This window comes from Nesterenkonia maliinae (assembly GCF_051262655.1).
Taxonomy (GTDB): Bacteria; Actinomycetota; Actinomycetes; order Actinomycetales; family Micrococcaceae; genus Nesterenkonia.
Map to the genome: position 1 here is coordinate 458,201 of NZ_JBIMEY010000001.1, position 24,328 is coordinate 482,528.

General features: G+C 64.9%; 32 protein-coding genes, 1 tRNA gene and 2 pseudogenes. 18 read left to right on the plus strand and 17 right to left on the minus strand.

Features of this window, described 5'->3' with window-relative positions; translation table 11 throughout:
* Nucleotides 1-4: 4 nt before the first annotated feature.
* From ppgK to ACHAA4_RS02095, 3 genes are all read left to right on the plus strand, one after another.
* On the plus strand, nt 5-868 hold the full coding sequence (gene ppgK, locus ACHAA4_RS02085; protein ID WP_435772534.1) for a polyphosphate--glucose phosphotransferase: 864 nt from the start codon (nt 5-7) through the stop codon (nt 866-868).
* Between the two features lie 67 nt (nt 869-935).
* A tRNA-Val gene (locus tag ACHAA4_RS02090) sits at nt 936-1,008 on the plus strand.
* 69 nt (nt 1,009-1,077) lie between these two features.
* Nucleotides 1,078-1,464 (plus strand): DoxX family protein, encoded by a 387-nt coding sequence (locus ACHAA4_RS02095; RefSeq protein ID WP_435772535.1) that lies wholly within the window; start codon nt 1,078-1,080, stop codon nt 1,462-1,464.
* A gap of 143 nt (nt 1,465-1,607) precedes the next feature.
* Here the strand turns inward: ACHAA4_RS02095 and ACHAA4_RS02100 are convergent, their stop codons facing one another.
* The 5 genes from ACHAA4_RS02100 to ACHAA4_RS02120 all read right to left on the minus strand — a co-directional run bounded on the left by ACHAA4_RS02100 (nt 1,608) and on the right by ACHAA4_RS02120 (nt 6,322).
* Nucleotides 1,608-1,922 carry an alpha/beta hydrolase gene (locus ACHAA4_RS02100; RefSeq protein WP_435772536.1) on the minus strand — a complete coding sequence of 105 codons (315 nt, stop codon included), beginning with the start codon at nt 1,920-1,922 and terminating at the stop codon, nt 1,608-1,610.
* A gap of 539 nt (nt 1,923-2,461) precedes the next feature.
* Nucleotides 2,462-3,160 (minus strand): hypothetical protein, encoded by a 699-nt coding sequence (locus tag ACHAA4_RS02105; protein ID WP_435772537.1) that lies wholly within the window; start codon nt 3,158-3,160, stop codon nt 2,462-2,464.
* Between the two features lie 220 nt (nt 3,161-3,380).
* Nucleotides 3,381-4,706, minus strand: coding sequence for a glutaminase (locus ACHAA4_RS02110; protein WP_435772538.1), 1,326 nt, complete (start codon nt 4,704-4,706; stop codon nt 3,381-3,383).
* Between the two features lie 92 nt (nt 4,707-4,798).
* Complete coding sequence (locus tag ACHAA4_RS02115) at nt 4,799-5,134, minus strand: GNAT family N-acetyltransferase (protein ID WP_435772539.1); 336 nt, start codon at nt 5,132-5,134, stop codon at nt 4,799-4,801.
* Nucleotides 5,135-5,290: 156 nt separating this feature from the next.
* Nucleotides 5,291-6,322, minus strand: coding sequence for an aldo/keto reductase (locus tag ACHAA4_RS02120; protein ID WP_435772972.1), 1,032 nt, complete (start codon nt 6,320-6,322; stop codon nt 5,291-5,293).
* 282 nt (nt 6,323-6,604) lie between these two features.
* On the opposite strand from ACHAA4_RS02120, the gene ACHAA4_RS02125 reads away from it, so the two are divergent.
* From ACHAA4_RS02125 to ACHAA4_RS02140, 4 genes are all read left to right on the plus strand, one after another.
* The gene (locus tag ACHAA4_RS02125; protein ID WP_435772540.1) at nt 6,605-7,237 is read left to right on the plus strand and encodes a GyrI-like domain-containing protein; all 633 of its coding nucleotides are present in this window, start codon (nt 6,605-6,607) and stop codon (nt 7,235-7,237) included.
* 107 nt (nt 7,238-7,344) lie between these two features.
* Nucleotides 7,345-8,244: an alpha/beta fold hydrolase gene (locus tag ACHAA4_RS02130; protein ID WP_435772541.1), complete on the plus strand. Its 900-nt coding sequence runs from the start codon at nt 7,345-7,347 to the stop codon at nt 8,242-8,244.
* A 234-nt stretch (nt 8,245-8,478) separates the two neighbouring features.
* Nucleotides 8,479-8,892 (plus strand): DUF2243 domain-containing protein, encoded by a 414-nt coding sequence (locus ACHAA4_RS02135; protein ID WP_435772973.1) that lies wholly within the window; start codon nt 8,479-8,481, stop codon nt 8,890-8,892.
* A 44-nt stretch (nt 8,893-8,936) separates the two neighbouring features.
* On the plus strand, nt 8,937-9,764 hold the full coding sequence (locus tag ACHAA4_RS02140) for a cytochrome c oxidase assembly protein (RefSeq protein WP_435772542.1): 828 nt from the start codon (nt 8,937-8,939) through the stop codon (nt 9,762-9,764).
* 52 nt (nt 9,765-9,816) lie between these two features.
* On the opposite strand, the pseudogene ACHAA4_RS02145 reads toward ACHAA4_RS02140, so the two are convergent.
* A pseudogene (locus tag ACHAA4_RS02145) lies at nt 9,817-10,226 on the minus strand (DUF302 domain-containing protein).
* Nucleotides 10,227-10,511: 285 nt separating this feature from the next.
* Here ACHAA4_RS02145 and ACHAA4_RS02150 point away from each other — a divergent pair.
* From ACHAA4_RS02150 to ACHAA4_RS02160, 3 genes and pseudogenes are all read left to right on the plus strand, one after another.
* Nucleotides 10,512-10,979, plus strand: coding sequence for a class I SAM-dependent methyltransferase (locus ACHAA4_RS02150; protein ID WP_435772543.1), 468 nt, complete (start codon nt 10,512-10,514; stop codon nt 10,977-10,979).
* A gap of 58 nt (nt 10,980-11,037) precedes the next feature.
* On the plus strand, nt 11,038-11,280 hold the full coding sequence (locus ACHAA4_RS02155; RefSeq protein ID WP_435772544.1) for a hypothetical protein: 243 nt from the start codon (nt 11,038-11,040) through the stop codon (nt 11,278-11,280).
* A gap of 86 nt (nt 11,281-11,366) precedes the next feature.
* Nucleotides 11,367-11,459: pseudogene (locus tag ACHAA4_RS02160) on the plus strand (SdpI family protein); the annotation flags it as partial.
* A gap of 93 nt (nt 11,460-11,552) precedes the next feature.
* Here ACHAA4_RS02160 and map read toward each other — a convergent pair.
* Together map and ACHAA4_RS02170 are read right to left on the minus strand one after the other, a co-directional pair.
* Nucleotides 11,553-12,338, minus strand: coding sequence for a type I methionyl aminopeptidase (gene map / locus ACHAA4_RS02165; protein ID WP_435772545.1), 786 nt, complete (start codon nt 12,336-12,338; stop codon nt 11,553-11,555).
* The gene (locus ACHAA4_RS02170) at nt 12,335-12,643 is read right to left on the minus strand and encodes a hypothetical protein (RefSeq protein ID WP_435772546.1); all 309 of its coding nucleotides are present in this window, start codon (nt 12,641-12,643) and stop codon (nt 12,335-12,337) included. Before ACHAA4_RS02170 ends, map begins: the two co-directional genes overlap by 4 nt.
* Nucleotides 12,644-12,753: 110 nt before the next feature.
* Between ACHAA4_RS02170 and ACHAA4_RS02175 the strand changes: the two genes are divergently transcribed.
* Complete coding sequence (locus ACHAA4_RS02175; RefSeq protein ID WP_435772547.1) at nt 12,754-13,467, plus strand: ion transporter; 714 nt, start codon at nt 12,754-12,756, stop codon at nt 13,465-13,467.
* 75 nt (nt 13,468-13,542) lie between these two features.
* Complete coding sequence (locus ACHAA4_RS02180) at nt 13,543-14,289, plus strand: NYN domain-containing protein (protein ID WP_435772548.1); 747 nt, start codon at nt 13,543-13,545, stop codon at nt 14,287-14,289.
* Between the two features lie 61 nt (nt 14,290-14,350).
* Here the strand turns inward: ACHAA4_RS02180 and ACHAA4_RS02185 are convergent, their stop codons facing one another.
* The 4 genes from ACHAA4_RS02185 to ACHAA4_RS02200 all read right to left on the minus strand — a co-directional run bounded on the left by ACHAA4_RS02185 (nt 14,351) and on the right by ACHAA4_RS02200 (nt 16,607).
* A complete protein-coding gene (locus tag ACHAA4_RS02185; protein ID WP_435772549.1) occupies nt 14,351-14,869 on the minus strand; it encodes an SgcJ/EcaC family oxidoreductase in 519 nt (172 codons plus the stop codon).
* A complete protein-coding gene (locus ACHAA4_RS02190; RefSeq protein ID WP_435772550.1) occupies nt 14,866-15,141 on the minus strand; it encodes an SDR family oxidoreductase in 276 nt (91 codons plus the stop codon). The genes ACHAA4_RS02185 and ACHAA4_RS02190 overlap by 4 nt, the downstream gene beginning before the upstream one ends.
* Before the next feature lie 88 nt (nt 15,142-15,229).
* Complete coding sequence (locus tag ACHAA4_RS02195) at nt 15,230-16,006, minus strand: SOS response-associated peptidase (protein ID WP_435772551.1); 777 nt, start codon at nt 16,004-16,006, stop codon at nt 15,230-15,232.
* 358 nt (nt 16,007-16,364) lie between these two features.
* On the minus strand, nt 16,365-16,607 hold the full coding sequence (locus ACHAA4_RS02200) for a hypothetical protein (RefSeq protein ID WP_435772552.1): 243 nt from the start codon (nt 16,605-16,607) through the stop codon (nt 16,365-16,367).
* A gap of 39 nt (nt 16,608-16,646) precedes the next feature.
* Here ACHAA4_RS02200 and ACHAA4_RS02205 point away from each other — a divergent pair, with 39 nt between their 5' ends.
* On the plus strand, nt 16,647-16,928 hold the full coding sequence (locus ACHAA4_RS02205; protein ID WP_435772553.1) for a hypothetical protein: 282 nt from the start codon (nt 16,647-16,649) through the stop codon (nt 16,926-16,928).
* Nucleotides 16,929-17,006: 78 nt separating this feature from the next.
* Here the strand turns inward: ACHAA4_RS02205 and ACHAA4_RS02210 are convergent, their stop codons facing one another.
* Nucleotides 17,007-17,336 (minus strand): transcriptional regulator, encoded by a 330-nt coding sequence (locus ACHAA4_RS02210; RefSeq protein WP_435772554.1) that lies wholly within the window; start codon nt 17,334-17,336, stop codon nt 17,007-17,009.
* A complete protein-coding gene (locus tag ACHAA4_RS02215; RefSeq protein WP_435772555.1) occupies nt 17,333-17,836 on the minus strand; it encodes a hypothetical protein in 504 nt (167 codons plus the stop codon). The genes ACHAA4_RS02210 and ACHAA4_RS02215 overlap by 4 nt, the downstream gene beginning before the upstream one ends.
* 112 nt (nt 17,837-17,948) lie before the next feature.
* Here ACHAA4_RS02215 and ACHAA4_RS02220 point away from each other — a divergent pair, with 112 nt between their 5' ends.
* A complete protein-coding gene (locus ACHAA4_RS02220) occupies nt 17,949-18,308 on the plus strand; it encodes a nuclear transport factor 2 family protein (protein ID WP_435772556.1) in 360 nt (119 codons plus the stop codon).
* 68 nt (nt 18,309-18,376) lie between these two features.
* Here the strand turns inward: ACHAA4_RS02220 and ACHAA4_RS15365 are convergent, their stop codons facing one another.
* A complete protein-coding gene (locus ACHAA4_RS15365; RefSeq protein WP_494337964.1) occupies nt 18,377-18,904 on the minus strand; it encodes an immunity protein CdiI family protein in 528 nt (175 codons plus the stop codon).
* 43 nt (nt 18,905-18,947) lie between these two features.
* Here ACHAA4_RS15365 and ACHAA4_RS02225 point away from each other — a divergent pair, with 43 nt between their 5' ends.
* The 4 genes from ACHAA4_RS02225 to ACHAA4_RS02240 all read left to right on the plus strand — a co-directional run bounded on the left by ACHAA4_RS02225 (nt 18,948) and on the right by ACHAA4_RS02240 (nt 22,632).
* Complete coding sequence (locus ACHAA4_RS02225) at nt 18,948-19,079, plus strand: hypothetical protein (protein WP_435772557.1); 132 nt, start codon at nt 18,948-18,950, stop codon at nt 19,077-19,079.
* Nucleotides 19,080-19,957: 878 nt separating this feature from the next.
* Complete coding sequence (locus tag ACHAA4_RS02230) at nt 19,958-21,106, plus strand: ATP-grasp fold amidoligase family protein (protein ID WP_435772558.1); 1,149 nt, start codon at nt 19,958-19,960, stop codon at nt 21,104-21,106.
* 90 nt (nt 21,107-21,196) lie between these two features.
* A complete protein-coding gene (locus tag ACHAA4_RS02235) occupies nt 21,197-21,661 on the plus strand; it encodes a hypothetical protein (protein WP_435772559.1) in 465 nt (154 codons plus the stop codon).
* A gap of 68 nt (nt 21,662-21,729) precedes the next feature.
* Nucleotides 21,730-22,632, plus strand: a complete 903-nt coding sequence (locus ACHAA4_RS02240; RefSeq protein ID WP_435772560.1) for a DMT family transporter — start codon at nt 21,730-21,732, stop codon at nt 22,630-22,632.
* On the opposite strand, the gene ACHAA4_RS02245 is transcribed toward ACHAA4_RS02240, so the two are convergent.
* Together ACHAA4_RS02245 and ACHAA4_RS02250 are read right to left on the minus strand one after the other, a co-directional pair.
* Nucleotides 22,629-23,471, minus strand: coding sequence for a formate/nitrite transporter family protein (locus ACHAA4_RS02245; protein WP_435772561.1), 843 nt, complete (start codon nt 23,469-23,471; stop codon nt 22,629-22,631). The two genes, ACHAA4_RS02240 and ACHAA4_RS02245, sit on opposite strands and share 4 nt — an antisense overlap.
* A 157-nt stretch (nt 23,472-23,628) precedes the next feature.
* Nucleotides 23,629-24,294: an SDR family NAD(P)-dependent oxidoreductase gene (locus ACHAA4_RS02250; RefSeq protein WP_435772562.1), complete on the minus strand. Its 666-nt coding sequence runs from the start codon at nt 24,292-24,294 to the stop codon at nt 23,629-23,631.
* Nucleotides 24,295-24,328: the final 34 nt, after the last annotated feature.

Here is a 24,328-nt window from a genome sequence, read left to right on the forward strand (position 1 = left end):
CACTATGAGCACTTCTCACGAGCAGCCCCTGGCTGCCCAGTCCCTCGGTTCCGCCAGCGAGACCATCAGTGACCTTCCCAAGCGGGCCATCGGCATCGATGTGGGCGGCACCGGCATCAAGGGCGGGCTCGTCAACCTGCATAAGGGCACCCTGACCGGTGAGCGGTTCCGCATCCCCACTCCGAAGCCGGCGACGCCAGAGGCGGTGGCCGAGGTGATCGGAGAGATCCTCGATGAGCTGCTGACCCGGGAGAAGGCGCCCGCGCTGGAAGAGCTGTCGGTGGGCGTGCTGTTCCCCGCGATCGTGGACAAGAACATCGTGCTCTCCGCGGCGAACATCGACGAGTCCTGGATCAACACCGACGCCGCGAAGCTGCTGCGCCACCTGCCGGGTCAGATCCACACCCTCAACGACGCCGACGGCGCCGGTCTCGCCGAGGCGCGCTACGGCGCCGGCAAGGGGCTCGAGGGGACGGTCATGACCATCACCCTGGGCACCGGCATCGGGTCAGCCCTGGTGCACGACGGCGTGCTGGTCCCCAACAGCGAGATGGGCCACCTGGAGTTCGAGGGCGAGGTGGCCGAGAAGAAGGCCTCAGCCGCGGCCCGCGAGCGTTCCGACATGCCCTGGGATGAGTACGGCCAACTGCTGAACCGGTTCCTGAAGCATGTGGAGCGGCTGCAGTCGCCCGAGCTGTTCATCATCGGCGGCGGGATCTCCAAGCGCAGCGAAGACTTCCTTCCCGAGATCAAGGATCTGCGGGCCAAGGTCGAGGTCGCGGCGCTGCAGAACAACGCGGGCATCGTCGGGGCGGCCCTGTATGCCGCCGAGCAGACTCGGCTGAAGGCTTCCCGCGGCCGGTCCTGAGCCGCACGCGCGGGTTGTTACACTTCTTGCTGCACCAGATCGCGCTGACTCAGCGGTTTCTGGGCACGGGCCTTTAGCTCAGCTGGTAGAGCACCGCGTTTACACCGCGGGTGTCGTCGGTTCGATCCCGGCAGGGCCCACCGTTTCGCCTGCAGAGTGAAAACCCCTCATCCGGCGCTCGTGGCTGGTTCCGGCGCTACTCTGAGGCCATGGCTTCCCTTGCACGCACCACCGGTCGAATCCTCCTCGGCTCCGCTCTGACCTTCGCCGGGATCTCCCACCTGGCCTGGGCCCGCGAGGAGTTCCGCGCCCAGGTCCCGGAGTCGCTCCCGCTGGACCCTGACACGACTGTGCTGGCGTCCGGTGTGGCTGAGATCGGGCTGGGCACGGCCTTGCTGTTCTCCCGTGAGCACCGCCCGCTGGTCGGAACTGCCGCGGGCGTGTTCTTCGCCGCGGTCTTCCCCGGCAACATCGCGCAGTACGTGCACAGGCGTGACGGGTTCGGACTGGACACCGATCGCAAGCGGCTGGTGCGACTGTTCTTCCAGCCCGCGCTCGTCGGGCTCGCCGTGTGGTCCACCCGCCGGCCCGCGTGATGACCCCGTCTGGTCGCCCGGCCGAGGGACGGTCGCGGCTGGGCGCGCACCGGTGGCGGGTGGCTGAGGTTTCTCGTGATCGGAGGAAGCTCTCGTCAAGCGCTGAGGGCTGGCATCGCGCCTGATACGACGCCGTCGACGGGCTACTTCTCGGCGGCACACATCGGTGCCCCCTCGGGGAGCTCGAGGTCGATGAGGTAGGCAGCAGCGATCGCGTCGGCGCAGTCGTTGAGGCCCCTCGCAATGACGGTCTGCCCCTGATCCTCGACCGTCAACAGGGTGCTGCCGATCGACTCGGCGAGCGCAACAGCACCGGAGTACGGGGTCGTCGGGTCGTCCGTGAGTGAGACTACGAGAGTCGGCGGAAGACCTCGAATGTCCTGCGCATACGGGAACTCCAGCTGGCCGGTGACGGGGAAGTCCGCGCACTTGTCCCGCGTAGGTTCCTCTGAAGCCACACCCGGGTCCATCTTCGGCGCGTGTGTGAACATGTCTTCGCGGAGTTGCGCGAGGTCCTCAGGGGTGAGTGTCGCCTCAGAGGTCGGGGCTGTACAAGCCGCTCATCACTCCCCCGACCCCGGTATCGAAGTCCAACTCGGTGTCCCCTCCGGTACAGGGTTGTTGACGAGGGGACGAAGGATCTCCTGCGGCGCCGCGGTCCAGCCTGTCGGGTCCGTCCCGAGGGGGCAGTCTGCCTCGCTGGCGCAGGCCGCAGCCATCAACTCGAATGAGTCCTGGAACCCGACATATGAGGTGAGCAGTCGCTCCTGCGAGCCGAGGGTCGGGTCGAAGGCCCCGTCCAGGATCATGGCGCCCACGTTCTGCGGGAACTCCACTGCGGAGACCGCTCCAAGTCTCGTGCCGTAACACCCTGTCCCTGCAACAGGGTCAACTCAATGGCCGCCTACGGCGTCGCTGTGGTCTTCGACGCTCGACCGCAGTCCGTCTGCGGTACCGGACACGCCAGTTCACGGCTGGGAGGCTCCTGCACCCGCCCCTACCGGTGACCTCTCAGGAGCGGTTCGACGAGTTGCGCCACCGTGACGCCACGGATCGATGCCTCATGCTGGAGCGCGGCGACGAGGGCTGGATCAAGTGCTCCCCCATCTGTCGGCACGGCCAGGGTCCTGTTCGGGATGCCGTGGTCGCTCACTGCCTCGGACGGGCCGCCGCGGTTTCGAAGACTCGAGAGCAGCGGAGCCACTACCCCGCAGAGGACGGCCAGAATCAGGACGATGCCGTAGGCGCGGGGCAACAATTCCCCTTCCCACCCCTCGTCCCAGATGAGCAGCAACGTCAGCAAGATGCTCACGGTGATCAACACCAGGAAAGACCAGAGCAGGCTGCGGACAAGCTTGTCGCGTTGGGTAGCGGAGGCCAGGACCAGGCTCGCAAAGCTGAAGGCCACGGTGAACGTGATCCCGGAGAGCAGAACCTGGTAGACATTCCACTCGTGATACCCCTCGGACCAGATGAGGAAGATGCTCCAGCCGAGGGTGAGCAGACAGACGACCACGCCGACGATGCCCACCAGTTGGGTCTTTCGGTTGAAGACCGCGCCGCAGCACAACATCGCCAGGCTGAACAGCCCCACCGTCAAGGTCGTACCCAGCACCCGCGCCCCGGTCTCGTCGAAGCTCACGCCGATCAGGACGAAGATCCCGGCCGCCGCCGCGAGACAAAAGGAGCCGATCATCGTCCATAGGAACACCCGGCGAATCCGTGACCCGACACTTCTATTCTTCATGGCACGTGCGGCCTCCTCATAGCAGGACACCGTGCCCTGATATGACAATAGCGGCGAGTCAAGAAAGCGGGAAGCAGCTCGGCAGATGACGTCAGGGAGTACCGTTCCGAACCCGGCGAGTTCGTTGGACTTGGGAGTGTCTCGTGCAATCGGCTGCGCTTCTTTCAACTCACGATAAGCGTTGACCCCAGTCGCTTCGCTCCCAGCGGTCCGCCACCCCCGGATTCAGCGCCTCTTCAGGCTCATGCACCACGGTGAGCGAACCGCCGTCGCCGGGATCCGGCTCTGGAATGATCGTCTCCGGGTCGAGGAGGACGACCTGGTGACCGTCAAGGGAGAGTCGACGCGCGACCTCCAGCAGCATGCGCCGTGCCACGTCGTCGATCGAGTGGACCAGAGAGACGTCGAGCACCACACGGGGTTCCGAAAGAGCGCTGTCCAAGACTTCGCGGACGATCCGCTCGGCCCCCGCGAAGCGGATCCCACCCTGGAGTCTGAGGATTCGCGTCCTGTCTGGGCCTTCGCCTCGCACACGGTTGGATCGCACGACCTCCCTGCCCGCAGGTGGCACCTCCATCACGTGGAGCCCCATGTCGGATGAGAATCGCTCAAACAGCGACACACCGCGAACGCTGTTTCCATGCGAGTCCAACCTGGGCGAGAAGGTGGCGATCCCGAGCTGACCGGGCAGGGCGCCGATCAGCCCTCCAGCCACGCCGCTCTTCGCGGGTATGCCGATCTGGGTCGCCCAGTCCCCCGCCGCGTCGTACATGCCGCAGGTGGCCATAACGCTCAGAACCTGGCGCACGACCGCCTGGTCCACCACCTGCTCATCAGAAAGCGGATTGATCCCCCGGTTGGCCAGAGTTGCTGCCATCATTGCGAGATCTCGCGCGGAGACGAGCACCGAACACTGGCGGATATAGCCGTCCACCACTCCCCTCGGATCCTCGGTGAGAATCCCGTAGCTGCGCAGCATGTGCGCGATCGCGAGGTTGCGATGGGCGCTCTCCATCTCCGAGGCGCACACTGTCTCATCGACCTCGAGATCACGCCCCGCGAAGGCCGATAGCCAACGGATGACGCGCTCCACTCGCTCGGCGGGCTTCATGCCCTCGGCCCCGGCGAGAGAGTGAGTGGTCATCGCGCCGGCGTTGATCATCGGATTGCGCGGGCGCCCGGTGTCACGTTCGAGGGAGATCTCATTGAACGCCTCTCCGGAGGGCTCGACTCCCACCTTCTCGAGCACAGGAGCGAACCCGCGATCTGAGAGGGCCAGTGCATAGGCGAACGGCTTCGAGATCGATTGGATGGTGAACTCCACATCGACGTCCCCGGCGCCGTAGACCTCGCCGTCGACAGTGGCGAAGACGGCGCCGAGCCGCTCGGGGTCCGCAGCTGCGAGCTCGGGGATGTAGCTCGCGGTCTCTCCTGAGGAACTGGGCGCCACAGCGGCCAGGACCTCGTCGAGGTAGTCCGGGATCAGGGGCTGCATCCATCCTCCTGTGCGCCCTTGTTCAGCAACGCGGGCTGCCGAGCAGGAGGCGGGCACTTCATGAGGTCACACATCGGCATGGCAATGACCTCTCAGGAATCAACGTGGGCGAGGCGTGACACCGTGGCGATGTGCTCGCGCGTGGCGGCGCGCCACGCGCCGCCGTCGCCGATGAACTCCTCGCCGTGCTTCTTCAGATGTCGGGCAAACAATGGGCACACCGGGACCACGGTGAGGCCGTTGCGGATGCTGTCTGCGAGGGCTTCGCGCAGCAGGATCCCCGCCAGACCGCGTCCGGCGAACTGCTCATCGACTTCAGTGTGGAAAAAGATCCGCTGACGATCAGCGTCGGCAGGGTCGATGAAGTCGGCCCTGCCGACGCCTCGGGCATCGGCGAGATCCACGGTGAAGGCGCTGACGGGTCTCACCAGCTCAAGTCTGACCGTGACCGGCGCCCCAGTGTTGTCCGTCAATTCCTGGTTCATACAGCAAGTCAACACCCTGTCGTCGGGACATGGTCAATGGACCAGGACCTGGTGCGAGGAACCGGCCCGGCCAATGACGCAAGCTTGCGCCACTGAGGACTAGCGTCCCCCGCTGAGCTTGCGATGGCGCTGCTGGATGCCGGCCGTTCCGTAGGGGTAGTCCTCCATCTCGGGCTCGCTGGCGCTGGTCAGCCGCTCGAGCTGTTCAGCGCTCAGTTCGAGAGAATCAGCCGCCATGTTGTCCCGAAGCTGCTCCAACGTACGAACCCCGAGGATCACGGAGGTGACGGCGGGCTGGGCCTTCAGCCACGCCAGCGAGACCTGCGACGGGGAGGCATCCTGCTCCTCGGCTACGGCGGAGACTGTATCGAGGATCCGCCAGGTGCGATCATCGGCATTGCGCTTCTCCCAGGCCTCCATGCCACGTTCTGGGTTCTCTCCGAGTCGCGTCGAACCTGTCGGTGCTTCGTCTCGGCGGTACTTCCCGCTCAGCCATCCGCCGCCCAGCGGTGACCATGGCAGCAGTCCGATCCCCGCATCAAGAGCTGCTGGGACGATCTCGTGCTCGATGCCGCGGACGAGAAGATTGTACTGAGGCTGCAGGGTCACCGGCAGCGCCCAACCGTGCCGCTCAGCCAGCTGCACGGCCTTGGTGAGCTGCCAGCCGGTGAAGTTGGAGAACCCGTAGTAGCCGATCTTGCCAGCCGTGACGGCGTCGTCGAGGAAGCGCAGCGTCTCGTCCAACGGGGTGATCGCGTCCCAGGCATGCAGCTGGTAGAGATCGATATGGTCGACTCCCAGCCGCCGGAGGGACGCATCCAGCGCGTCCCGCAGGTGCCGGCGCGAGGTTCCCAGATCGTTGGGGCCCTGGCCCATCGGGAAGCGGCCCTTGGTCGCGAGGACGATCTGTGCGGCCTCGTCTGGGTGAGCAGCGAGCCAGCGACCGATGATCTCCTCGCTGGTGCCTGCGGTGTAGACGTCGGCAGTATCGATGAAGTTGCCGCCCCCGGCGACGTAGGCATCGAGGAGGGAATGGGAGGTCGCCTCGTCAGCCTCTGCCCCAAATGTCATCGTGCCAAGCGCCTGAGCTGAGACGACGGCTCCGCTGCGGCCCAGTGTTCGGTAAGTCAGATCAGCTTGAGTCATGCCACGTCCTTCGGAGAGAGTGCGTCACGCCGAACTCATGAGTACCGACGCCTTGTGGTGGAGAATCGTTTCCGACTTCACCAACCATTCCCTATCAGAAACATGTTTTTAGCTGGGCAAAACCTGAAAGATCAACCCGATCACATAGGACACCAGGTCCCCGGCGGTCCGTGATGGCGAGTCGGCGGCCCTCCGAGGAAGTCTTGAGCAGGTCAGCGAAGAAGCCTAGGTTGTTCCGTATCTGCCACCTTCGGAAGCGAGCAGACTGTGACCGAGAAGATCGATTTCAAGAAGACGCTGCCCAGCTATAGCGCCGAGCCTGGTCACTGTCAGGTCATCGACCTGCCCTCGCTGCAGTATCTGATGGTCGATGGACGCGGTGACCCGAACACCTCGCTCGAATACTCGGCCGCACTGGAGGCGCTCTACCCCCTGGCGTACACCCTCAAGTTCACCAGCAGACGGGAGCTGGACCGCGACTATGTGGTCCCACCGTTGGAAGGACTCTGGTGGGCTGAGGACATGACCGCCTTCACCAGCGCCCGTGACAAGTCGAAGTGGCAGTGGACGCTGATGATCCTCGTCCCAGAGTGGATCGACCAGCTGATGTTTGACGCCGCGGTCGAGGCGGTACGGGCGAAGCCCTCCCCCGCCAGGCTCGAGGATGCCCGTCTCGAGATGCTCACCGAAGGCCGCTGCGTCCAGACCCTGCACGTGGGACCCTTCGAAGAGGAGCCCAGGACCCTCGAACCCATGCACGAGGAGTTCATCCCGGGCCAAGGCCTTGAACCCACAGGAAAGCACCACGAGATCTACCTCAGCGACCCGCGCAGGACCGCCCCCGAGAAGCTGCGCACCATCCTCCGGCAGCCCGTCGGCATTGCCCAGCCCAACTGCTGAGCACCCACTTAGGTAGTGTCTACCGACGCGAGCTGCTCCGCGGCGCTGAGAATCTGGTGCCACGGCGATCACGCTGGATCGCAGGTCTTCTCACGAATGGAGCAGCCATGGGATACATCACCGTCGGTGAAGAGAACTCCACCCCGATCGACCTCCATTACGAGGACCAGGGTGATGGTCAGCCGATCATCCTGATCCACGGGTACCCGCTCAACGGGCACAGCTGGGAGAAACAGACGCGCGAACTGCTGGCTGACGGCTACCGGGTCATCACCTACGACCGGCGCGGCTTCGGCAAGTCGTCCAAGGTGGGGTCCGGCTACGACTACGACACCTTCGCCGCCGACCTCGACACCGTCATGACCACCCTCGATCTGCATGACGCAGTTCTCGTGGGCTTCTCGATGGGCACCGGGGAGCTTGCACGATACGTCTCCCGCTACGGACATGACCGGGTGGCGAAGCTCGCGTTCCTGGCCTCGTTGGAGCCCTTCCTGGTCGCCCGCGATGACAATCCCGAAGGTGTGCCCCAGGAGGTCTTCGACGGCATCGAGGCCGCCGCGAAGAGCGACCGGTACGCCTGGTACACGCAGTTCTTCTCCGACTTCTACAACCTGGACGAGAACCTCGGCTCGCGGATCAGCCAAGAGGCTGTCACCGGCAGCTGGGACGTCGCCATCGCCAGCGCACCGGTGGCCGCCTACGCCGTGGTCTCATCCTGGATCGAAGACTTCCGTGAGGACGTCGAAGCCGTCCGAGCCAGCGAGAAGCCAGTCCTGATCCTGCACGGCACGGCCGACAACATCCTGCCCATCGACGCCACCGCACGGCGCTTCCGTGAGGCGGTGCCGAGCGCGGAGTACATCGAGATCGAAGGCGCACCGCACGGGCTGCTGTGGACCCACGCGGAAGACGTCAATGCGGCGCTGCGATCCTTCCTGGTCGGTCCATCCTCCGCCAGCTCCGAAAGCGCAAAGGAATCCGACTCAGCACGAACCCTGGGGTGATCATCAGCGACTGATCGTGGCGGAGGCCGGCCAGCCCCGTGGTCGCTCTGGACCCCGGAGATCACTACGGCGGCCGGCCACCTACGCCTGCGGCCCCAGTTCGCGGGGAAGTGCTCAGCGCGCCATGCCTAGTCTCACGTGGGACCACCCCCGGGTCGGCGAGCGAGGTCTACGCTGGGTCCTGTGAACACATTCTCGAAGGCGCGGTTCAACCGGCGGACGGTGCTCTCCGGGATGCTGTTCGGGTCGGGGATCGCCGCCTCGATGATTGACCTGTTCATCTTCCATTTGGCCCTGCAGTGGCACCACTTCTATGACCTCTCCACCACCGAGGTCGCGCTGACCATCGACGGCTTCTTCCATGCCGTCGGCTGGTTCATCACCGTCTGGGGTCTGTTCCTGCTCGCCGACGTCCGCCGCCGCGCCGAAGTGCACTGGGCGCGTTGGACCGGTGCCGTCCTCGCCGGTATTGGGTTCTTCCAGCTCTTCGACGGAGTCGTCTTCCACAAGCTGCTCAGGATCCACCAGATCCGCTACGGGGTGGACCTCTTCGTCTATGACCTGACCTGGATCGGCTCGGCTATGGTGCTGCTGCTGATCGGGCTGCTCCTGCTGCGCCATACCCGTCCGACACAAGTTCCGGCCTGAGGGTGGGGCCTGGATGATCGCGCCTGCATGCTGACGAGCCGCTGATGAGTCATCAGGGCCACCACCCGGATGGCTTCACTGGCCTCGCCCCTGCCGATCCGCTGGTCTGGGTCGCGCTCGACGTCGTCGTCGTGCTGATCCTGGTGCTCGCAGCAGTCGGTCATGCCGCGGCACTGTGGTCGGCACGCCGTCGCAGCCCCTGGCCCCTGCACCGCAGCGTCCTGTTCTACCTGGGGCTGGTCTGCGCTGCGGCCGGGCTGCTCGGCCCCGTGGCCAGCGTGGCACATGTCAGCTTCACCGCCCATATGCTCGGGCACCTGTTGCTGGGCATGATCGCCCCGCTGCTGCTGGTGCGCAGCGCGCCGGTCACTCTGGCGCTGCGTGGCCTGCCGGTGCAGGCGGCCCGAGTGCTGACCCGGGTCCTGCGCAGCCCCGGCGCACGCGTGCTCACGCACCCGGTGGTCGCCGGCACGCTGAACGCGGGCGGTCTCTGGCTGCTCTACGCCACCGATCTGTTCCAGGTCATGCATGTCTCCCCGGTGGCCTACGCGCTGGTCCATCTGCACATCTTCGTGGTCGGCTACGTGTTCACGGCATCGCTGGTCGGGATCGATCCGGATCCGCACCGGGCGTCGATGGTGGTGCGCTCGGCGGTGCTGATTCTGTTCATCGCCGCGCATTCGATCCTGGCAAAATGGCTCTATGCCCATCCGCCCCAGGGCGTTGAACGGGGAGACGGGCAGGTGGGGGCGCAGCTGATGTACTACGGCGGGGACGTGGTGGACCTTGCGCTGGTGGCGCTGCTCTTTGCCGGCTGGTACACCGCCACGCGTCCGCGCAGCGCGCAGGACGTCGAGGCTGGCCCGCGCTGATGGTGCCCGCCGGAGCTCGGCGCGCTGGTCACTTCCGTGGTCGGCGCGCCAGTTAGTTCTTCGCGGCGGCGCTGATCGCGTCCAGGGCCGCGCGCAGGCGCTGCTCGGCGTCCTCGGCCACCTCTCGGACCGCTGCCGACCCGCTGAGCTGGACCATGGTCTGCGGATCGATCGCATCAACGATGGCCTGATCGTCAGCAGCGGCGCGGCGCACCACGACGTTGCAGGGCAGCAGCGCGCCTCAGCGGCGAGGGCTTTGCTGGCCAGCGTCGGGTTGCAGGCGCCCAGGATGATGTAGTCCCCGACCGCCTCGCCGGACTCCGTGCCGAGCTTCTTGGTGAAGGTCGCCTTGACGTCGATCTCGGTGAGGATCCCGAAGCCCTGATCGGCCAGAGCGGAGCGGGTGGCCTCCACGGCCTGATCATAGGTCATCGGGACGGTGATCGTGTGGGTGTAGCTCATGGCGGGCTCCTTCGTCAGAATTGGCCGACACCTGAGGGTGCCGACACGGTTCAGCGCCGGTCGGTGAATTCACCGCCGCCGCTGCCATCATGATGGATGCTGATCCTGACTGGGAACCGACTCCTGAATGGTCAAGGCGCCGGTGAGCTTCGACATATGGGGCATGAGCGTCTCGGCAGGCATCAGCGTGGGCTCATCCGGTGACGATGCCGGGGAACCGAGCCGGTCCGCAGACCTGGACGTGCGCTCGACCTGGGCTGCGGAGAGGGCGGCGATGTGCTCTGGATGGCCGCGAGAGGGTGGCGCGCGATCGGGGTCGACATCTCGGCCACCGCTGTGGCGCGCGGGAAGGCTCACGCTGAGGCCGCGGATCGCCAAGACGGCAGCGCTGAATTTCTTGTGGCGGAACTCCCAGAGTGTATGCCTGAGGGCCCCTTTGATCTGGTCAGCGTCTTCTTCCTGCAGTCCCCGGTGGCACTCGATCGTCTCCGGATCCTCCAGGCTGCGGCAGAGCGGGTCGCTGTGGGCGGACACCTCCTGGTGGTCTCCCATGCGACAGCGCCACAGTGGTCTGAACACCGACACGGACCAGATGAGATGCCCACCCTTGACGGCGACCTGGCCGGTCTGGCACCGCGGCACGCGTGGGCGGTGCGGGTCGGGGAGCTGCGCACGCGGTCGACGAAGGGACCGCATGGCGAAGGTGCGACCCTGGATGACCTCGTGATTCTGGCCAAGCGGTTGCACACATGAACTACCCTGGTGCCGACGCCCAGGTCAGGACCGTGGATTCAGCGGCAGAAAGGCATTCATGGCGCATCAGAAGAAGGACCTCGCGATCGGCGCCGCTGTCGGTGTCGTGCTGGTGGTGACCTCCGAGGTGGTGCGGCACCTGTTCGGGAACCAGCGGTCTGTGGCTCATATGGCGTTCGGCCTGTGGGTCGTCCCGTTCGCCGCCGTCATGTGGAGCGTGGGACGTTCCCAGAGCAGACGCAAGGCCGTGGAGTCGGCGGAACCCACCGAGCCGGCTGAGACCGGGAGGCCCCACGCGTGATCGCTCTGATCTTCGGCCTGGTCCTGATCGGCGTCGGGGTGCTGACCACAGTGCTGGCGTTCGCCTGCCGCCGCGGGACGCTGCCAATGAACGCGTTCGTGGGTATCCGGATCCCCTCCACCACGGTGGACGCGGAGACCTGGGTTCGTGCCCACCGCGCCGCCTGGCGCTGGATCGCGATCGCGGGAGCCGGCCCGGTGTTCTCCGGTCTGCCCGCTCGGGCAAGCGAGCGTCGCGGAATCACTGTCCCGCGTCTCTCAGCCCGCTGCTGGCTAGTCAGCCGCGTCGGATGTCGGCAGCGTCAGGATCTCCGCCCCGTCCTCGGTGATCGCGATGGTGTGCTCGCTGTGCGCGGTCCGGGCTCCGGTGGCGCTGCGCAGGGTCCAGCCATCGGCGTCGGTGCGCAGCTCGTCGGTATCCGCCATCACCCACGGTTCCAGGGCCAGCAGCAGACCTGGCTGAAGCTTGTACCCGCGTCCGGGACGCCCGGTGTTCACGATGTGTGGATCCTGATGCATGGTCGATCCCACTCCGTGCCCGCCGAACTGGGTGTTGATCGGGAAGCCGGCCTCGCTGAGCACCGTGCCGATGGCGTGGGACAGATCCCCGATCCGAGCTCCCGGGGCGGCCGCAGCGATCCCGGCTGCCAGGGCTCGTTCGGTGGCGTCGATCATTGCCACGTCCTCGGGTGCGGAGGATTCCCCGATGATGAAGCTGATCGCGGAGTCCGCGACTACCCCGTTCAGGGACACCGCGAGGTCGAGGGTGAGCAGGTCGCCGTCGGCCAGGGTGTAGTCGTGTGGCTTGCCGTGGAGCACGGCGTCGTTCACCGAGGTGCAGATGTAGTGACCGAACGGTCCCCGCCCGAACGCCGGCTCATAGGCGACGTAGCAGGAGGTGGCCCGGGCGTCGAGGATCATCTGCTGGGTCCACGCATCGATCTCCAGCAGGTTGGTGCCTACGGTGGCGCGACGTTTCATGGCCTGCAGGATGTCGGCGACCAGCGTCCCTGTGACGCGCCCCCGGGACAGTGCGGTGGCGTTGAGAATCTCGATCATGCGGCTCCTTCGGCAGCGGCGACGCGACGGTTGTGCAGGTAATTGCGCAGGCAGCCGGGAAGAGCGCCGATCAGGATCAGGATCGGACCCATGGCGCGGCCGTAGGCGTCGCTGAAGATCCAGGCACTGACCAGGAACAGGACGAACGCCAGGAGTCGCACCATCGCGACCTGGGGAGGATTGTTCGGCGGCCTGCCGAAGAAGAACGGCAGACGAGAGTCGGGATTCACACTCCGGAGCATGTCGAAGGACGCGGTGAACAGCACTGCTGCCACAACCCAGAGAATGATCGCGATTAGCTCCATCAGATCATTCCATCGTCCAGGGGTGCTCCCGTCAATCTCCCCAGCGGTCAGCTGGGTTCGGTGAGCCCTCGTAGAGTGGCCGTAAGTCCCACGATGGAGGTCGACAGAGCGTGAGCAGCGAATCCAGGCGCGCACCCGCGCAGGAGGCCGAACAGGAGGCGGCGGCCGAACGCCTCGCCGCTCGTCTGGATCGGCCTATGGGCCTGCTTGGCGTGCTCTTCCTCTTCGTCTTCCTGGGTCAGATGTTGGTCACCGAACCGGGCTGGAGTCTGGGACTGAGCATCGCCGGCTGGGTGTTCTGGGCCGTCTTCGTCGCCGAATTCATCCTGCGCGCCTATGTGGCGGGCTTCCAGAAAGCCTTCTGGAAGCGCAACTGGTGGCAGGTGATCTTCCTGCTTGTGCCCTTCCTGCGCTTTGTCCGCGCCCTGCAGGCGGTGCGGGTGCTGCGCGTGGCGCGGGTCGCCCGCGTGGGCGGCATCCTCTCCGCTGGCGTGCGCGGCTCTCGATCGGCCGGACGGCTCCTCTCCAGCCGGATCGGGTGGCTGGCGGCGGTGACCGTCGTCGTGATCCTGGCGGCGAGCCAGTTGCTCTACGCCTTTGAATCCCACACCGATTACACCAGCGCGCTGTATGAGTCCGCGCTGGCCACGGTGACCGGCACCGGCATCACCACCGAGGACCCGTTCTCCAAGGGAGTGCAGCTGGTCCTCGCGGTGTACTCCGTGGGTGTCTTCGCGACCCTCGCCGGGTCCGTGGGTGCCTATTTCCTGCGCGGTCAAGATCCCGTGGTGGAACCTGTAGTGGAACCCGTCAGGGACGAATAGGTCTCGGCAAGCCGACAACTCGTGAATCAACCGCGAGCAGTTGACCAGTTCCATGGGTACCGGCATGCTCAACGAGTGAACAATGACGAGAAGCGGATTGCTTTACTCATCGACGCCGAGAACGCGCCAGCCTCCAAGATCGACGTTGTTCTTGCCGAAGTCGCCCGCTATGGGGTGGCAAATGTGCGTCGGGCTTACGGAAATTGGAAGAGTCCTCGTTTACAGCAATGGGAAGCCGCTCTTCACCCGTATGCGATACGACCTATACAGCAGTTTGCCTACAGCACGGGCAAGAACTCTGCCGACATGGCGATGACCATCGATGCCATGGACCTGCTCCGCGCAGGCCAGGTCGACGCGTTCGCCATCGTGTCGAGCGACGCAGACTTCACTCCGCTGGTCATGCGAGTCCTCGCCGACGGTCTGAAGGTATACGGCTTTGGTCAGAGAAAGACTCCTGAGCCGTTCGTCAACGCCTGTTCGCTGTTCACTCATGTCGAGGGTCTAGGACAGCCCTCCTCCAACGTCGAGGCGTCGATCGGCGCTGCCGGCGCTCCCAAGACCTTGAGCGGTGACACCCAGCTCGTGCTTCTGGTGCGCAATGCTGTCGAAGCCGCGCGCGGTGATGACGGGTGGTCGAACCTCGCAGCGGTGGGGAGTCAAATCAGCAACCAGGCATCGTTAGACCCTCGCAGCTACGGCTATCGGAAGCTGAGTGACTTGATCGAGGCAATAGCACTGTTCGACATAAGACGTGAGAATCTCGCGGTTCTTGTCCGGGACAAGCGGCGCCAGAAGCTTCTTGGTGAGGTCCGAACTTAGGTTCAGGGCACCTCGGGAGCAAGACGAACTGAGAAGCCGAGCTGCGTCAACCGCCTCGGGTTCATCCGAGGTCCTGGTAGGCGGCGGGGCGCAATGACTCTCCCTCGGCGGCCAGGGTCTCCGCGCCGGGCACTCGATCGGTGTTCTGGGCACTCACCGCGAGCCAGCCGCCGTCGTCGTTCTCTGCCGTCCCGGCCTGACGCTGGACGGTGAAGCTGATCACGCCCCGCCGGGTGCCCGGGGACGCGTCATGGTTCTCCCCGGGTGCCGGTGTCTGGCCGGTGAGCGTCCACAGCGCGTGGACGACGGCGACGCTCTCCCCCAGCTCACGCACCCTGACCGTTTCGAGCCGCATCTGTGAGCGGCTGAAGATCTTCCGGAATCCATAGTCGTGGGCACTGCGGATGCGTCTTCGACTGTTCCACCACAGGCCCACGACGTTGACGAAGTCGGCGTCCTCGACGAACAGCGCCGCCAGTCCGTCGGCATCGGCGGCGTTCCAGGCGTGCGCGAATCCCTCAGCGATGCCTGCAGGGGTGCTGACCCCATGTGTGCTGCTGTGGCTGTGTGACGCGGTCACGACAGAATCAGATCGACGTGGTCACCGTCGACGCGCAGCGCGCTGCCGGTGGTGGCCGAGGCCAGCGGTGAGTGGTTGACGACGGTGTCGACCTCACCCGCGGCGCCCAGGGTGTCGCCCAGTCCCTCGTCGGCGGTGACGTCCCCGAGTGCGGCGAAGAGAGTCTCCGCAGGCAGGCCTTGCTGGGCGAGACGGTTCGCAAAGACGAGACCGAAGCCGTGCGTGGACCCGTTCGCGAGGGCGGTCTTGGTGGTGAGATCCAGACTGGTCATGGTCTGCTCCTGCTGTTGTGGGATGGGTGGCGCTGCGGCAGTGGGCGCTCACGACGCAGCGCTGCTCCCCAAACTGGTCGCATGACGTTCATCCCCAGAGGGTGGGTGCCGGTTCCAGGAGCTGAGGTCCGTTGTTGCGCACGTTGCCCACGGCGGGGTCCACTTCGTGGATCTCCCAGGCGGAGGCGACTGCTGGGATCTCGCTGCGCAGCTGCTCCAGCAGGACCTCCAGCTCCTCGGATGACTTCTCCTCCGGGTGGATCCACTGCGCGGCGAACTCCTCCGTCATGGCCAGCGGGATCCGGTCATGCAGTGCCCCGAGATCGCTGAGCACGCCGTCGTCGGTGGTCTCCGGCGAGGGGCCGGTGAGGATGGTGCAGGAGAGGATCCACGGATCGGACTCACCGCGGGCCTCGGCATCCTTGTCCTTCCACCACTCGTAGAGTCCGGCGAAGACCAGGGGCGAGCCGTCGGCGGCATGGATGGCATGCGGGCGCTTCTTCGCGCCCCCGGCTTTCCACTCGTAATACGCCTCGGCGGGAACCGCGCAACGTCGAACCTTCGCCGCTGAGCGGAAGCTCGGCTTGGACGCGACCGTCTCCGAGCGGGCATTGAAGGTCCGGGAGCTGAACGTCATGTCCTTGGCCCATTCGGGCAGCAGGCCCCACCGGGCGGGGTGAAGCTCGCGCAGAAGTTCCCCGGCGTCGTCATAGCGCTCCACCAGGATGGGCACCGTGGAGGTCGGGGCGATGTTCCAGTTGGGTGCGAGCTCGAAGGCAGGAGGCTGAACAGGGCCCAGGCGCGCCCGATTCAGATCATCGGCCAGATCGCCGGTGTCCTTGGCCATGACATAGCGTCCACACATTCTTTGAGCTTTGCAGATGCGGGTGTGGAGGGCAATCACCGTGCGTCCTGGCCACTGCGTGACGGGGCGGTCGGTTCGTCAGGTCTGGGAGGAGCCGGGGCGTGCGTGTCGCAGGGCGAGGGCGGCCCCGCCGAATCCCGCTGTCAGGATTCCCAGAATGACGGACGCCCAGGTCTGTGCGAACGACGGAGAGTCAGAAGAGGTGCGGGATCAGCATGATCAGGGCTGAGGCGGATAGCGCAAGCCCGATGATCACGACGATGATTCGCGTCTGAGTTTTCTTGCTCATCTCTCTCAGTCTGCGCCGAACAGGCCGGCGACACAAGAGATGCCACGGCCCTGATGAGGGCATACGCAGTCAGGGGTCGGAGGAGAGCTTCACTCTGACCAGCCCCGCAACAACTGCGACGGCGAACAGCGCCAGCCAGACCACGGTGACGTGTTCGTAGGGCAGTCGCAACTCCTCTGGCGCGAAGTACATCCAGGCGATGAGAAGAACTCCGGGAATCCCGACGAAGGCCCGCCAGGTGGTCCAGAACTGCTGTTTCGGGGACTTGTGCGTCTGGGCTTCTGTCACGACGTTCCTCTCCCTGGTCTCCATTTCTCACTCTCCCTGGATGAGGATAATAAACTTCGGTATATGACAAAAGTGTTCAAGGATTCTCAGACTGAGCTGGCTCTCGTTCAGAAACAGATTTCATTGCATGAGTTCTGCTCCGAAAGGGTCCGACGAGCGCAGAATCTCGTCGAGGAGCTGAAGGCGAGGAGCGAGGACAAGTCGGTCATCGATGCCGCTCTGAAGGCGGAGGGCCTGCCGTCGCTGCAAGAACAGGGACTGATCGTGATCAAGGGTGGCCTCAGCTGGGCCAGGCTCCATCGCCGCCGAAAGAAGCTCGAGGATCGAATCGCGCGTCGTCGTTGATCGGCCGGCAATCTGTCTCGCGGGCCGCGAACCAGCTGCACTGAGTCGGGTGGGTCGGGCTGCTCGGCCCGGCATTCCCTATTCCCCTGTGCGACCTGGGTCGCCGTCGGCGATCTCGGTGAGGGCGGCCAGATGACCCTCCAGCGACTTCCTTCCCTCCGCCGTCAGCGCGACCCAGGTGAGCCGTCGTGCATCTGATCTGGCCGAGGAGCTCTCCTTCCGCACGGTCACCAGGCCCGCGTCGCCGAGCACCTTCAGGTTCTTGGACAGATTCGCGTCGTTCAGTCCAAGCGTGTCGCGGATGACGGCGAACTCGAGCTCCGGCACGCGCCGCATCAGAGCGCAGATCCGCAGCCGGATCGGCGAGTGGATGGTGGTGTTGAACTGTGCTGCCGGACCAGTCGTCATGTGTTCGCGCTGCCGGTCCCGGCGATCTCGCGTCGCAGCGCGGCGTCATACATGCGACCGAAGCCGACGGTCGCCGGGAAGGCCACGAGCGCCGGCGCCAAGGCCCACCACGGAGGGAGACCGGCCAGCTTCATCCCGGCGACGACCCCCAGCGCGAGGACCAGGACTCCCCCCAGCACCAGAAGCCGCCGCTTGCTCCTAGGTCCTGCGGGCTGACTCATGGACAGTCCTGTGCTGCGGGCATACGCGGTGGTCAGCAACGGAATCGCCACCAGTCCCAGCACCATGAGGGAGCTCATCAGTGCCGTCGGAAGTGCTTGGGCGCCGACGAACATCGCGACAATTCCGCCGAGGGCCAGGTGATACCACCACGGAGTGACCGCGCGCCGGGCCAGGCTTGCACCGTCGCGATCCAGCTCCGTGAGTGTGACTCGAGCTTCCTCCGCCGAAGGGTGATCGCCGCGGCCAGCTGACTGGTGAGACGTGGAGTTGTTTGCCATATTGGCAACTCTACGTGTGACTTACGGGATTGGAAACCCTTTCTCATATATTTGGATCTGATGTCGAGAGGCGCGTGGCGAGCACCGGCGGGATGCGAGCTACAGTTGCGCCATGTGGGAACCGGATTCACAGGCATTCGTCGCGGTCAAGGCAGCAGAGCTGGCCCTCCTGTCGCCGGCGGTGCGACAGGACAACGATCAGGTGCCACGCGTGCTCTCGACTGACTTCGCTGAGATTGGCCGATGGGGCAGACGCTGGACCTACGCGGAGATGGTCGCGACACTCCAGGCAGAAGACCCGCTGGAGGCACCGGAGACTTCTGAGTGGCTGTTCAACCGGATCAGCCCGGAACTGGTCTTAGTTAACTATCGGATCCATGGCACACCAGATGACAGTCGCCATACGTCTCTCTGGGAGGTTCCGAGCTTGGTGTTGAGATTCCATCAGGGAACCTTTATCGCGCAGAACTGAGCGGCCTTCCCTGGGGAGGCCCTTCGCACCGTACCGGCTGATCTCCAGATCAGTCTCGCGGCAACGTCCTAATCGCGGGGCTCATAGTCGGTGTCAGGCAGCGTTGCCCGTGCGGACCACCTGCCATTCCCTGCCACGCGGGGGCGCTGCACCGCCGCCTGCTCCGCGGCCAGTGCGGCGAAAGCGGCAGCTGCTTCCGCATTCGTGGCGACACCGGTAGCGCGAATTCGCACGGGTTCCACGAGGGGCTCGTAGGACCTGAACTCAACTTCCCACCGGCCCCCCAGCTCCTCGGCCACTCGGCCGGCAAGACGCTTCCCCCTCGTGGTGAACTCACGGGCCAGCTCCTGTGACCTGAAGATGAAATCTGCCGTCAGTGAGTCGTAATAGAACTGCTCCCACACCGCCAGGTCGTGAACCAGCTCCCGCGACAGACCCGAGATCCCATAGGGCACTGGTTCGGCCAGCCACAGGACACTTTCGGCGTAGTCAGGGAAGATCCGCAGCACTCGGGGGCGCGGTGTCACCGACTCCACATGTCTGCGCTCCCCAGATCGCCTGCAGGGCAGGAGTAAAGCGGTGACCCAAGAGAGCATCGGTCGATCGATCCCATCGTCGAGGAGCAGGTGCGCGAGGGGGATGGCGGGAGAGAACCGGCTAAACCTCACCCCGCTGGCGCTGGATCCACGCGGTTCTGCCCACAAGGTAGGGTTCGACGTCGTCGACTCCGACCAGCGCCAGCGCCGCGGGGTCGAGATCCGAGGCTTCTAGCGCGAGGGCATACCGCGATGTCTCGACCGCAGCCCACCACCGGGTGTCGTCTTCCCAGACATCTAACTCCACCCACGAGTCATCGACAAGTACTCGCCGCCGTCGCGGCTCCTGTGCATCGAAGGCTTGAATACGCGCGAGGTGCTCGGCCTTATTGGCGGGAGGACCGCCACGGTTCGTCCACCGCACCCGCACAAAATCCCGCCCGCGGCCGGGCGTCGTGACCACACTGATGAATGACTTCCCGTACCCAGGAAGACCGTGCACCAGCTCTCGGGGTCCGGTCCCGAACGCCCATTCGCCGAGGGCCACCGATGCGGTCCACCGTGCCGGCGCGAAGAGCGGGATGTCTGCGCTGGTTTGCCGGACTCTCTCATCATCTGCCCGGACAGCGGACCAGAATTCGTCTGCGGTCAAGGTGCCTGATGGCTTCATCGTAGGAACATCCCATCAGAAGAATGGACCACCGATCAACAACACCGCATGATCAATATTCTCCAAGAGTCACGTGCAAAGACCACTGGCCCGATCCGCACAGCCCGGGAACGAAGTACATCGGACGACGACGGCGCCGCACCTCGTTCGTCCACCGCGCAAGCCGCAGACCGGGACGAGCTGCGTCGAAAACGCCTTCTAAAAAAGACACGCGACACAAGCTCGCGGTGTCCTTCGGAGTCACAGAACTGCAGGAAATCCCATACCCGTATATCGTTGATAACCGAGAGAAGCCGGAGTTGTCCTTTCTCGAATTCCTGTTGGCTTGATCTGCAGACCATTCCCAGGCGAGATGACGGCCCACGCACCACTTGAGAGGTGCCAATCGACCAGCAGCTCTCAGAGCTGAATCAGCCCGATATGTAGAGAACCGGTATCCCTATATGACTTCCGAGAAGACCGCCGCGAAATCACCCTTCCTGAATTTCGTGACGGCCGAGTTCTGGAACCGCGGCTCACAGCAACGTCGTGACCTTTCGAACAAGACCTATGTGCATCAGCTTCTCCGGGACAAGACCCTCGGTGGGGAACGAATCGGGCTGCCCACGCAGCACGCGGTCTTGAACTCCACCGATGAGATCACCTCGGAGGCGCTCGGCGACCGCGTGGCGCTCAAGTTCGCCAACGGCTGGTCAGCAAAGGGGGTCATGCTGCTCGAACGCCTCGGCGAAGACCGGTACTTCGACCACATGGCGAAGCGCGAATGGACGCTCGAGGGCATTCGCGACAAGCAGAACACCGTGGCGACCACCTTCCCGGGGAAGAAAGCGGTCTGGATCGTGGAGGAACTGCTGCGCGGCGCGCAGCCCGGCGCAGTGCCCTTCGACTACAAGTTCTACATGTTCCAGGGCCAGATCGGCATGGTCGCCCAGATCGACCGGAACTACTCACCTCCGCGCATGGTGAAGCTCGACGGCGATCTCAGGCCGTTCGTCCCCGGCCGGGACTACAAGTTCCGGCCCTCAGACATCCAGCCCGGGGCCCCCGTGGTCCCGCGCTCGGCGGTCATGCTCTCCCGCTGGGCCATCGAGCTCGCGAAGATGACCGACGCTCCGTTTGTGCGGGTCGATCTCTACGACACCGAAGATGGCCCCTACTTCGGGGAGTTCACGTTCTCCTCCGGAGCAGAGTTCAAACGCACGGTCACCTACAGCGACGAGCTGCTCGCCCACTTCGACTCGTTGTTCCTCGATGCCGAACGAACCCTCCAGGGAGAGTCCGTGGAACCCCCGCGAAGCTGGAGCACGCTGTTGCAGTCGACCCCAGCTTCGGTGCTGGCGTCTCATCCGCGGATCAACCTTCGGCAGTACCAGCGCTTCTCCCACTTCCACTACACCCGTGGCAGTCTCGGCGGATTTCGAATGGCCAAGGCCCAGGAAAAGCTCATGGAAAAGGGCGGGGACGCGGCGGTCAATGAGTACCTGACCGAAGCACACAGATCCGCAGGTCGACGATCCTTAGTTCGGCGTCCGCAGAGCCCGCCCGTGCTGCGCAAAGTCACGAAGAAGATCAAGCGAACGCTCCGCGGCTGATCACCGAGAGCTCGCGCCGCCGGCCAGTCTTCAGGTGCTGAGCTTCAATAAATCTATCGTCACAGGTCTCGGATCTATAGGCTGAGAACAATGACTCATTCCCCAGGACACCTGATCTCGAGCGTCCGGCTGAGTAGGCGTGTCTCCATTCCCCTCTTTCTGCTCCTGGGGCTGAGCGCCACCGGACTCCTCTTCACGCCCCTCTGGGTCGGACTGGGCATGCTCGCATTGCTGCTGGTGGTGGGTGTGGCACTGAGCTTGTCCCGGGTCACGATCACGGCGGGCGACCAGGGACTGAGTGCGCGCTGCATGGGGATCTTCCACGTGGACTTCGCCTGGTCAGAGATCCTCTCGGTCGAAGAGGGACCTGTGACCGGGGTCCTCGAGGGTGCCGGGTATCGCCTCCTCCCCGGCGGCAGGGTGGGTCTGCTCATCGGAGGCCCCACCGTGGAGGTCAAGGATGCGCGGAAGACCTATCTGCTGAGCGTCGAAGACCCCCAGACCGTCGCAGAGGAGATTCGGCGGCATCTCGCGACCGCGAACTCGACGCCGTGACTCCGTCAGCCTGACCCGGCAGATCTCCCGAGACAAAACTCTTCTGACCATCGACCAGGACCCCCCTGATGCTCCCCTACCTGCTGATGGTCATGGTCGTGATCTTCTACTCGGGAAACATCCTGGTCGGCGAGGCGCTCAACGACCTCCCACCGCTGACCATCGCGTTCTCCCGACTCGCCGTGGCGTTCCTCTGTCTTCTGCCCCTGGCTGGCAGAGCGGCCTGGCGCTCCAGAGGCCTGTTCCTCCACGAGTGGAAGCCGCTGCTGCTGCTGACCCTCACCGGGGTCGCGTTCTTCAACACCTTCATCTACGCCGCTCTGCAGTTCACCTCCTCCACCAACGTGTCCGTGCTGGAGACCCTGATTCCCGCGCTGACCCTGACACTGAGCGCTCTGGTCCTGCGCGAGAGGCTGCGCCTGATCCAATGGTCCGGACTGACGCTCTCAATCCTCGGAGCACTCTGGGTGATCACCGATGGCCAGGTGCTTGCACTGGCGCAGCTGCAATGGAACCTCGGTGACGGCATCATGCTCGGGGCGGTCGCCTCCTGGGCGGTCTACTCGATCGCCGTCACCCGATACCTCAGCCTGTTCCCCACCTTCAGCGTGCTCCTGGTCATGACGGGTCTGGCTGCGGTGATCCTGGCGCCTCTGGTCATCCTGGAGTGGGCGGTGCTCGGGGTGCCGACGGTCAGCGCCAGGGAGCATCTTCCCGGGCTGATCTACCTCGGTGTCTTCCCCGGCCTGCTCGCGCTGCTGTTCTACAACCGCGCGGTCCAGCAGCTTGGTCCCGCTCGGGCCTCGATCTTCTTGAACTTCCTGCCGGTCGCGACCATGGCTGGCGCGGTGCTGTGGCTGGACGCCCAGGTGACGCTTCCCAAGATCACCGGCGCGCTCGTCGTCGTTCTGGGGGTCATCATCACCACCCGGACCGGCCGATCGAGACTGACGCGACGCGGCGTCGTCTAGTCCTGCTCGCCGTGCGCGGCATCTGGGTCTGCCGGTGATTCGCGGCGTCGTTGCTGCACCAGCTCTTTGGTCCGCACCAGTCTGAGCACCGTCACCAGCGCGATGCCCCCGAGGATGTTGAACAGCAACACGTAGCTGAACCAGGTCAGCCACTCCAGGAAGCTGATGTCCGCGCCGGTCTGGATGGCGCCGAAGATCAGCAGCGAGTCCAGGATGGAGTGGAAGAGCTGCAGACCTGCCAGCAGGAATCCCCCGACGACGGCCGCGACGATCCGCGCGATGTCCGCGTCGGTTCCCTGTTGCATGCGAGTCATCAAGGTGATGGTGCTGCCGCCGAGGATCGCCAGACAGATGGTCTGCAGGGAGAACGGAGCGTCCACGAAATGCGCGGCGGATTCCCGGACGGTCGACTCCCATTCCGGGAAGGCCTGCATCACCAGCCACATGAAGATCCATCCGCCGGCGAGGTTCGCCACCAGAGTGCCTCCCCAGAGTTTGCCCAGCTGGGTGACGCTGCCCTCACGCGAGACCACTGCGGCGACGGGCATCAGGAAGTCCTCGGTGAACAGTTCACTGTGCGCCAGCAGGATCGCGATCAATCCGATGCTGAACGCGAGACCTGCCAGCAGGTGGTTGTCGGTCTCATGCAGCACGGCCAGGTAGGCCATCACGCCGAGGCCGACTTCCATCCCGCCGAAGAATCCGGTGACGAGCATCGCGCGGAAGGTGCGCTGGAGCCGTTCGGCCCCCTCGTTGACCGTGTTGTCGAAGGATTGTTGCAGGGCCTCCTCGACGGGAGAGTCGTTCTCGCCCAGTTCTCTGCGGCGTTCCTCGCTCATGGGGCTGCTCTCCGAGGTCGTGGGGTACTGCGCCTGATAGCAGGGAGTCTAATGACCGGTTCGGAGAGCGCCATCCAGGCAACGTCCACCACAGCAACGGGCCCCGGTCTGCTGACCAGGGCCCGTTGTCTCGCCGAACTGACGACGCTGCGAAAGCCTAGAGATCCATCGGCTCCGCGAAGACGCGGAAGTCCTTGCGATCAGCGTGGAGATCCCACAGCTTCTCGGCCAGAACCTGCGGGTCCTTGGTGTCGCTGCCCTCGGTGATCTCACCGGGGATGATCAGCTGCCCGACGTGGATGTTCTCCTCGGCGAGCTCATCGTGGAGCATCTGCGCAAAGGCGCTCTCCCCGGCGAAGGCGATCGACGTGCCGGCCACCTTCGCGCTGGGCACTGCACCGCTGCCACCGTTGATGAACAGCACGGTGCCCCGACCCAGAGCGCGCATGCCCTGCAGCACCTGGTGCACGGCCGCGACGGGTCCGTAGATGGAGAACTCGACGGCGCCCTCGAGATCCTGTGCGGTGGTCTCCAGCAGCGGGCGCAGAAACTCTTTCTGCGGCAGCGGGCTGTAGGTCATGACCTCGATGGGTCCCAGTTCCTGCACAGCCTTGTCCAGCGCCTCGGTCAGGCTGCGGGTGTCGCGGACATTGGCTTCGAAACCCTTGGCGGTGAAGCCCTCAGCGTTGAGCTCCGCCGCGAACGCGTCCACGCGCTCCTGACTCCGGGAGATCAAGGCCAGGTTGAAGCCCTCCCTGCCGAATCGACGTGCAACAGCGGCTCCCAGGCCGCGTCCTGCTCCAATAAGCGCGATGGTAGTCATATAGGTCCTTCCGTGGAGTCCGTGACCCCACACA

Coding starts and splice junctions, on each gene's coding strand:
- ppgK (WP_435772534.1), top strand. CDS start 5: ATGAGCACTTCTCACGAGCAGCCCCTGGCTGCCCAGTCCCTCGGTTCC.
- ACHAA4_RS02095 (WP_435772535.1), top strand. CDS start 1,078: ATGGCTTCCCTTGCACGCACCACCGGTCGAATCCTCCTCGGCTCCGCT.
- ACHAA4_RS02105 (WP_435772537.1), bottom strand. CDS start 3,160: ATGATCGGCTCCTTTTGTCTCGCGGCGGCGGCCGGGATCTTCGTCCTG.
- ACHAA4_RS02110 (WP_435772538.1), bottom strand. CDS start 4,706: ATGCAGCCCCTGATCCCGGACTACCTCGACGAGGTCCTGGCCGCTGTG.
- ACHAA4_RS02130 (WP_435772541.1), top strand. CDS start 7,345: ATGGGATACATCACCGTCGGTGAAGAGAACTCCACCCCGATCGACCTC.
- ACHAA4_RS02135 (WP_435772973.1), top strand. CDS start 8,479: ATGCTGTTCGGGTCGGGGATCGCCGCCTCGATGATTGACCTGTTCATC.
- ACHAA4_RS02140 (WP_435772542.1), top strand. CDS start 8,937: ATGAGTCATCAGGGCCACCACCCGGATGGCTTCACTGGCCTCGCCCCT.
- ACHAA4_RS02150 (WP_435772543.1), top strand. CDS start 10,512: ATGGCCGCGAGAGGGTGGCGCGCGATCGGGGTCGACATCTCGGCCACC.
- ACHAA4_RS02155 (WP_435772544.1), top strand. CDS start 11,038: ATGGCGCATCAGAAGAAGGACCTCGCGATCGGCGCCGCTGTCGGTGTC.
- map (WP_435772545.1), bottom strand. CDS start 12,338: ATGATCGAGATTCTCAACGCCACCGCACTGTCCCGGGGGCGCGTCACA.
- ACHAA4_RS02170 (WP_435772546.1), bottom strand. CDS start 12,643: ATGGAGCTAATCGCGATCATTCTCTGGGTTGTGGCAGCAGTGCTGTTC.
- ACHAA4_RS02190 (WP_435772550.1), bottom strand. CDS start 15,141: ATGACCAGTCTGGATCTCACCACCAAGACCGCCCTCGCGAACGGGTCC.
- ACHAA4_RS02195 (WP_435772551.1), bottom strand. CDS start 16,006: ATGTGTGGACGCTATGTCATGGCCAAGGACACCGGCGATCTGGCCGAT.
- ACHAA4_RS02200 (WP_435772552.1), bottom strand. CDS start 16,607: ATGGAGACCAGGGAGAGGAACGTCGTGACAGAAGCCCAGACGCACAAG.
- ACHAA4_RS02205 (WP_435772553.1), top strand. CDS start 16,647: ATGACAAAAGTGTTCAAGGATTCTCAGACTGAGCTGGCTCTCGTTCAG.
- ACHAA4_RS02210 (WP_435772554.1), bottom strand. CDS start 17,336: ATGACGACTGGTCCGGCAGCACAGTTCAACACCACCATCCACTCGCCG.
- ACHAA4_RS02215 (WP_435772555.1), bottom strand. CDS start 17,836: ATGGCAAACAACTCCACGTCTCACCAGTCAGCTGGCCGCGGCGATCAC.
- ACHAA4_RS02220 (WP_435772556.1), top strand. CDS start 17,949: ATGTGGGAACCGGATTCACAGGCATTCGTCGCGGTCAAGGCAGCAGAG.
- ACHAA4_RS15365 (WP_494337964.1), bottom strand. CDS start 18,904: ATGCTCTCTTGGGTCACCGCTTTACTCCTGCCCTGCAGGCGATCTGGG.
- ACHAA4_RS02225 (WP_435772557.1), top strand. CDS start 18,948: ATGGCGGGAGAGAACCGGCTAAACCTCACCCCGCTGGCGCTGGATCCA.
- ACHAA4_RS02230 (WP_435772558.1), top strand. CDS start 19,958: ATGACTTCCGAGAAGACCGCCGCGAAATCACCCTTCCTGAATTTCGTG.
- ACHAA4_RS02235 (WP_435772559.1), top strand. CDS start 21,197: ATGACTCATTCCCCAGGACACCTGATCTCGAGCGTCCGGCTGAGTAGG.
- ACHAA4_RS02240 (WP_435772560.1), top strand. CDS start 21,730: ATGCTCCCCTACCTGCTGATGGTCATGGTCGTGATCTTCTACTCGGGA.
- ACHAA4_RS02245 (WP_435772561.1), bottom strand. CDS start 23,471: ATGAGCGAGGAACGCCGCAGAGAACTGGGCGAGAACGACTCTCCCGTC.
- ACHAA4_RS02250 (WP_435772562.1), bottom strand. CDS start 24,294: ATGACTACCATCGCGCTTATTGGAGCAGGACGCGGCCTGGGAGCCGCT.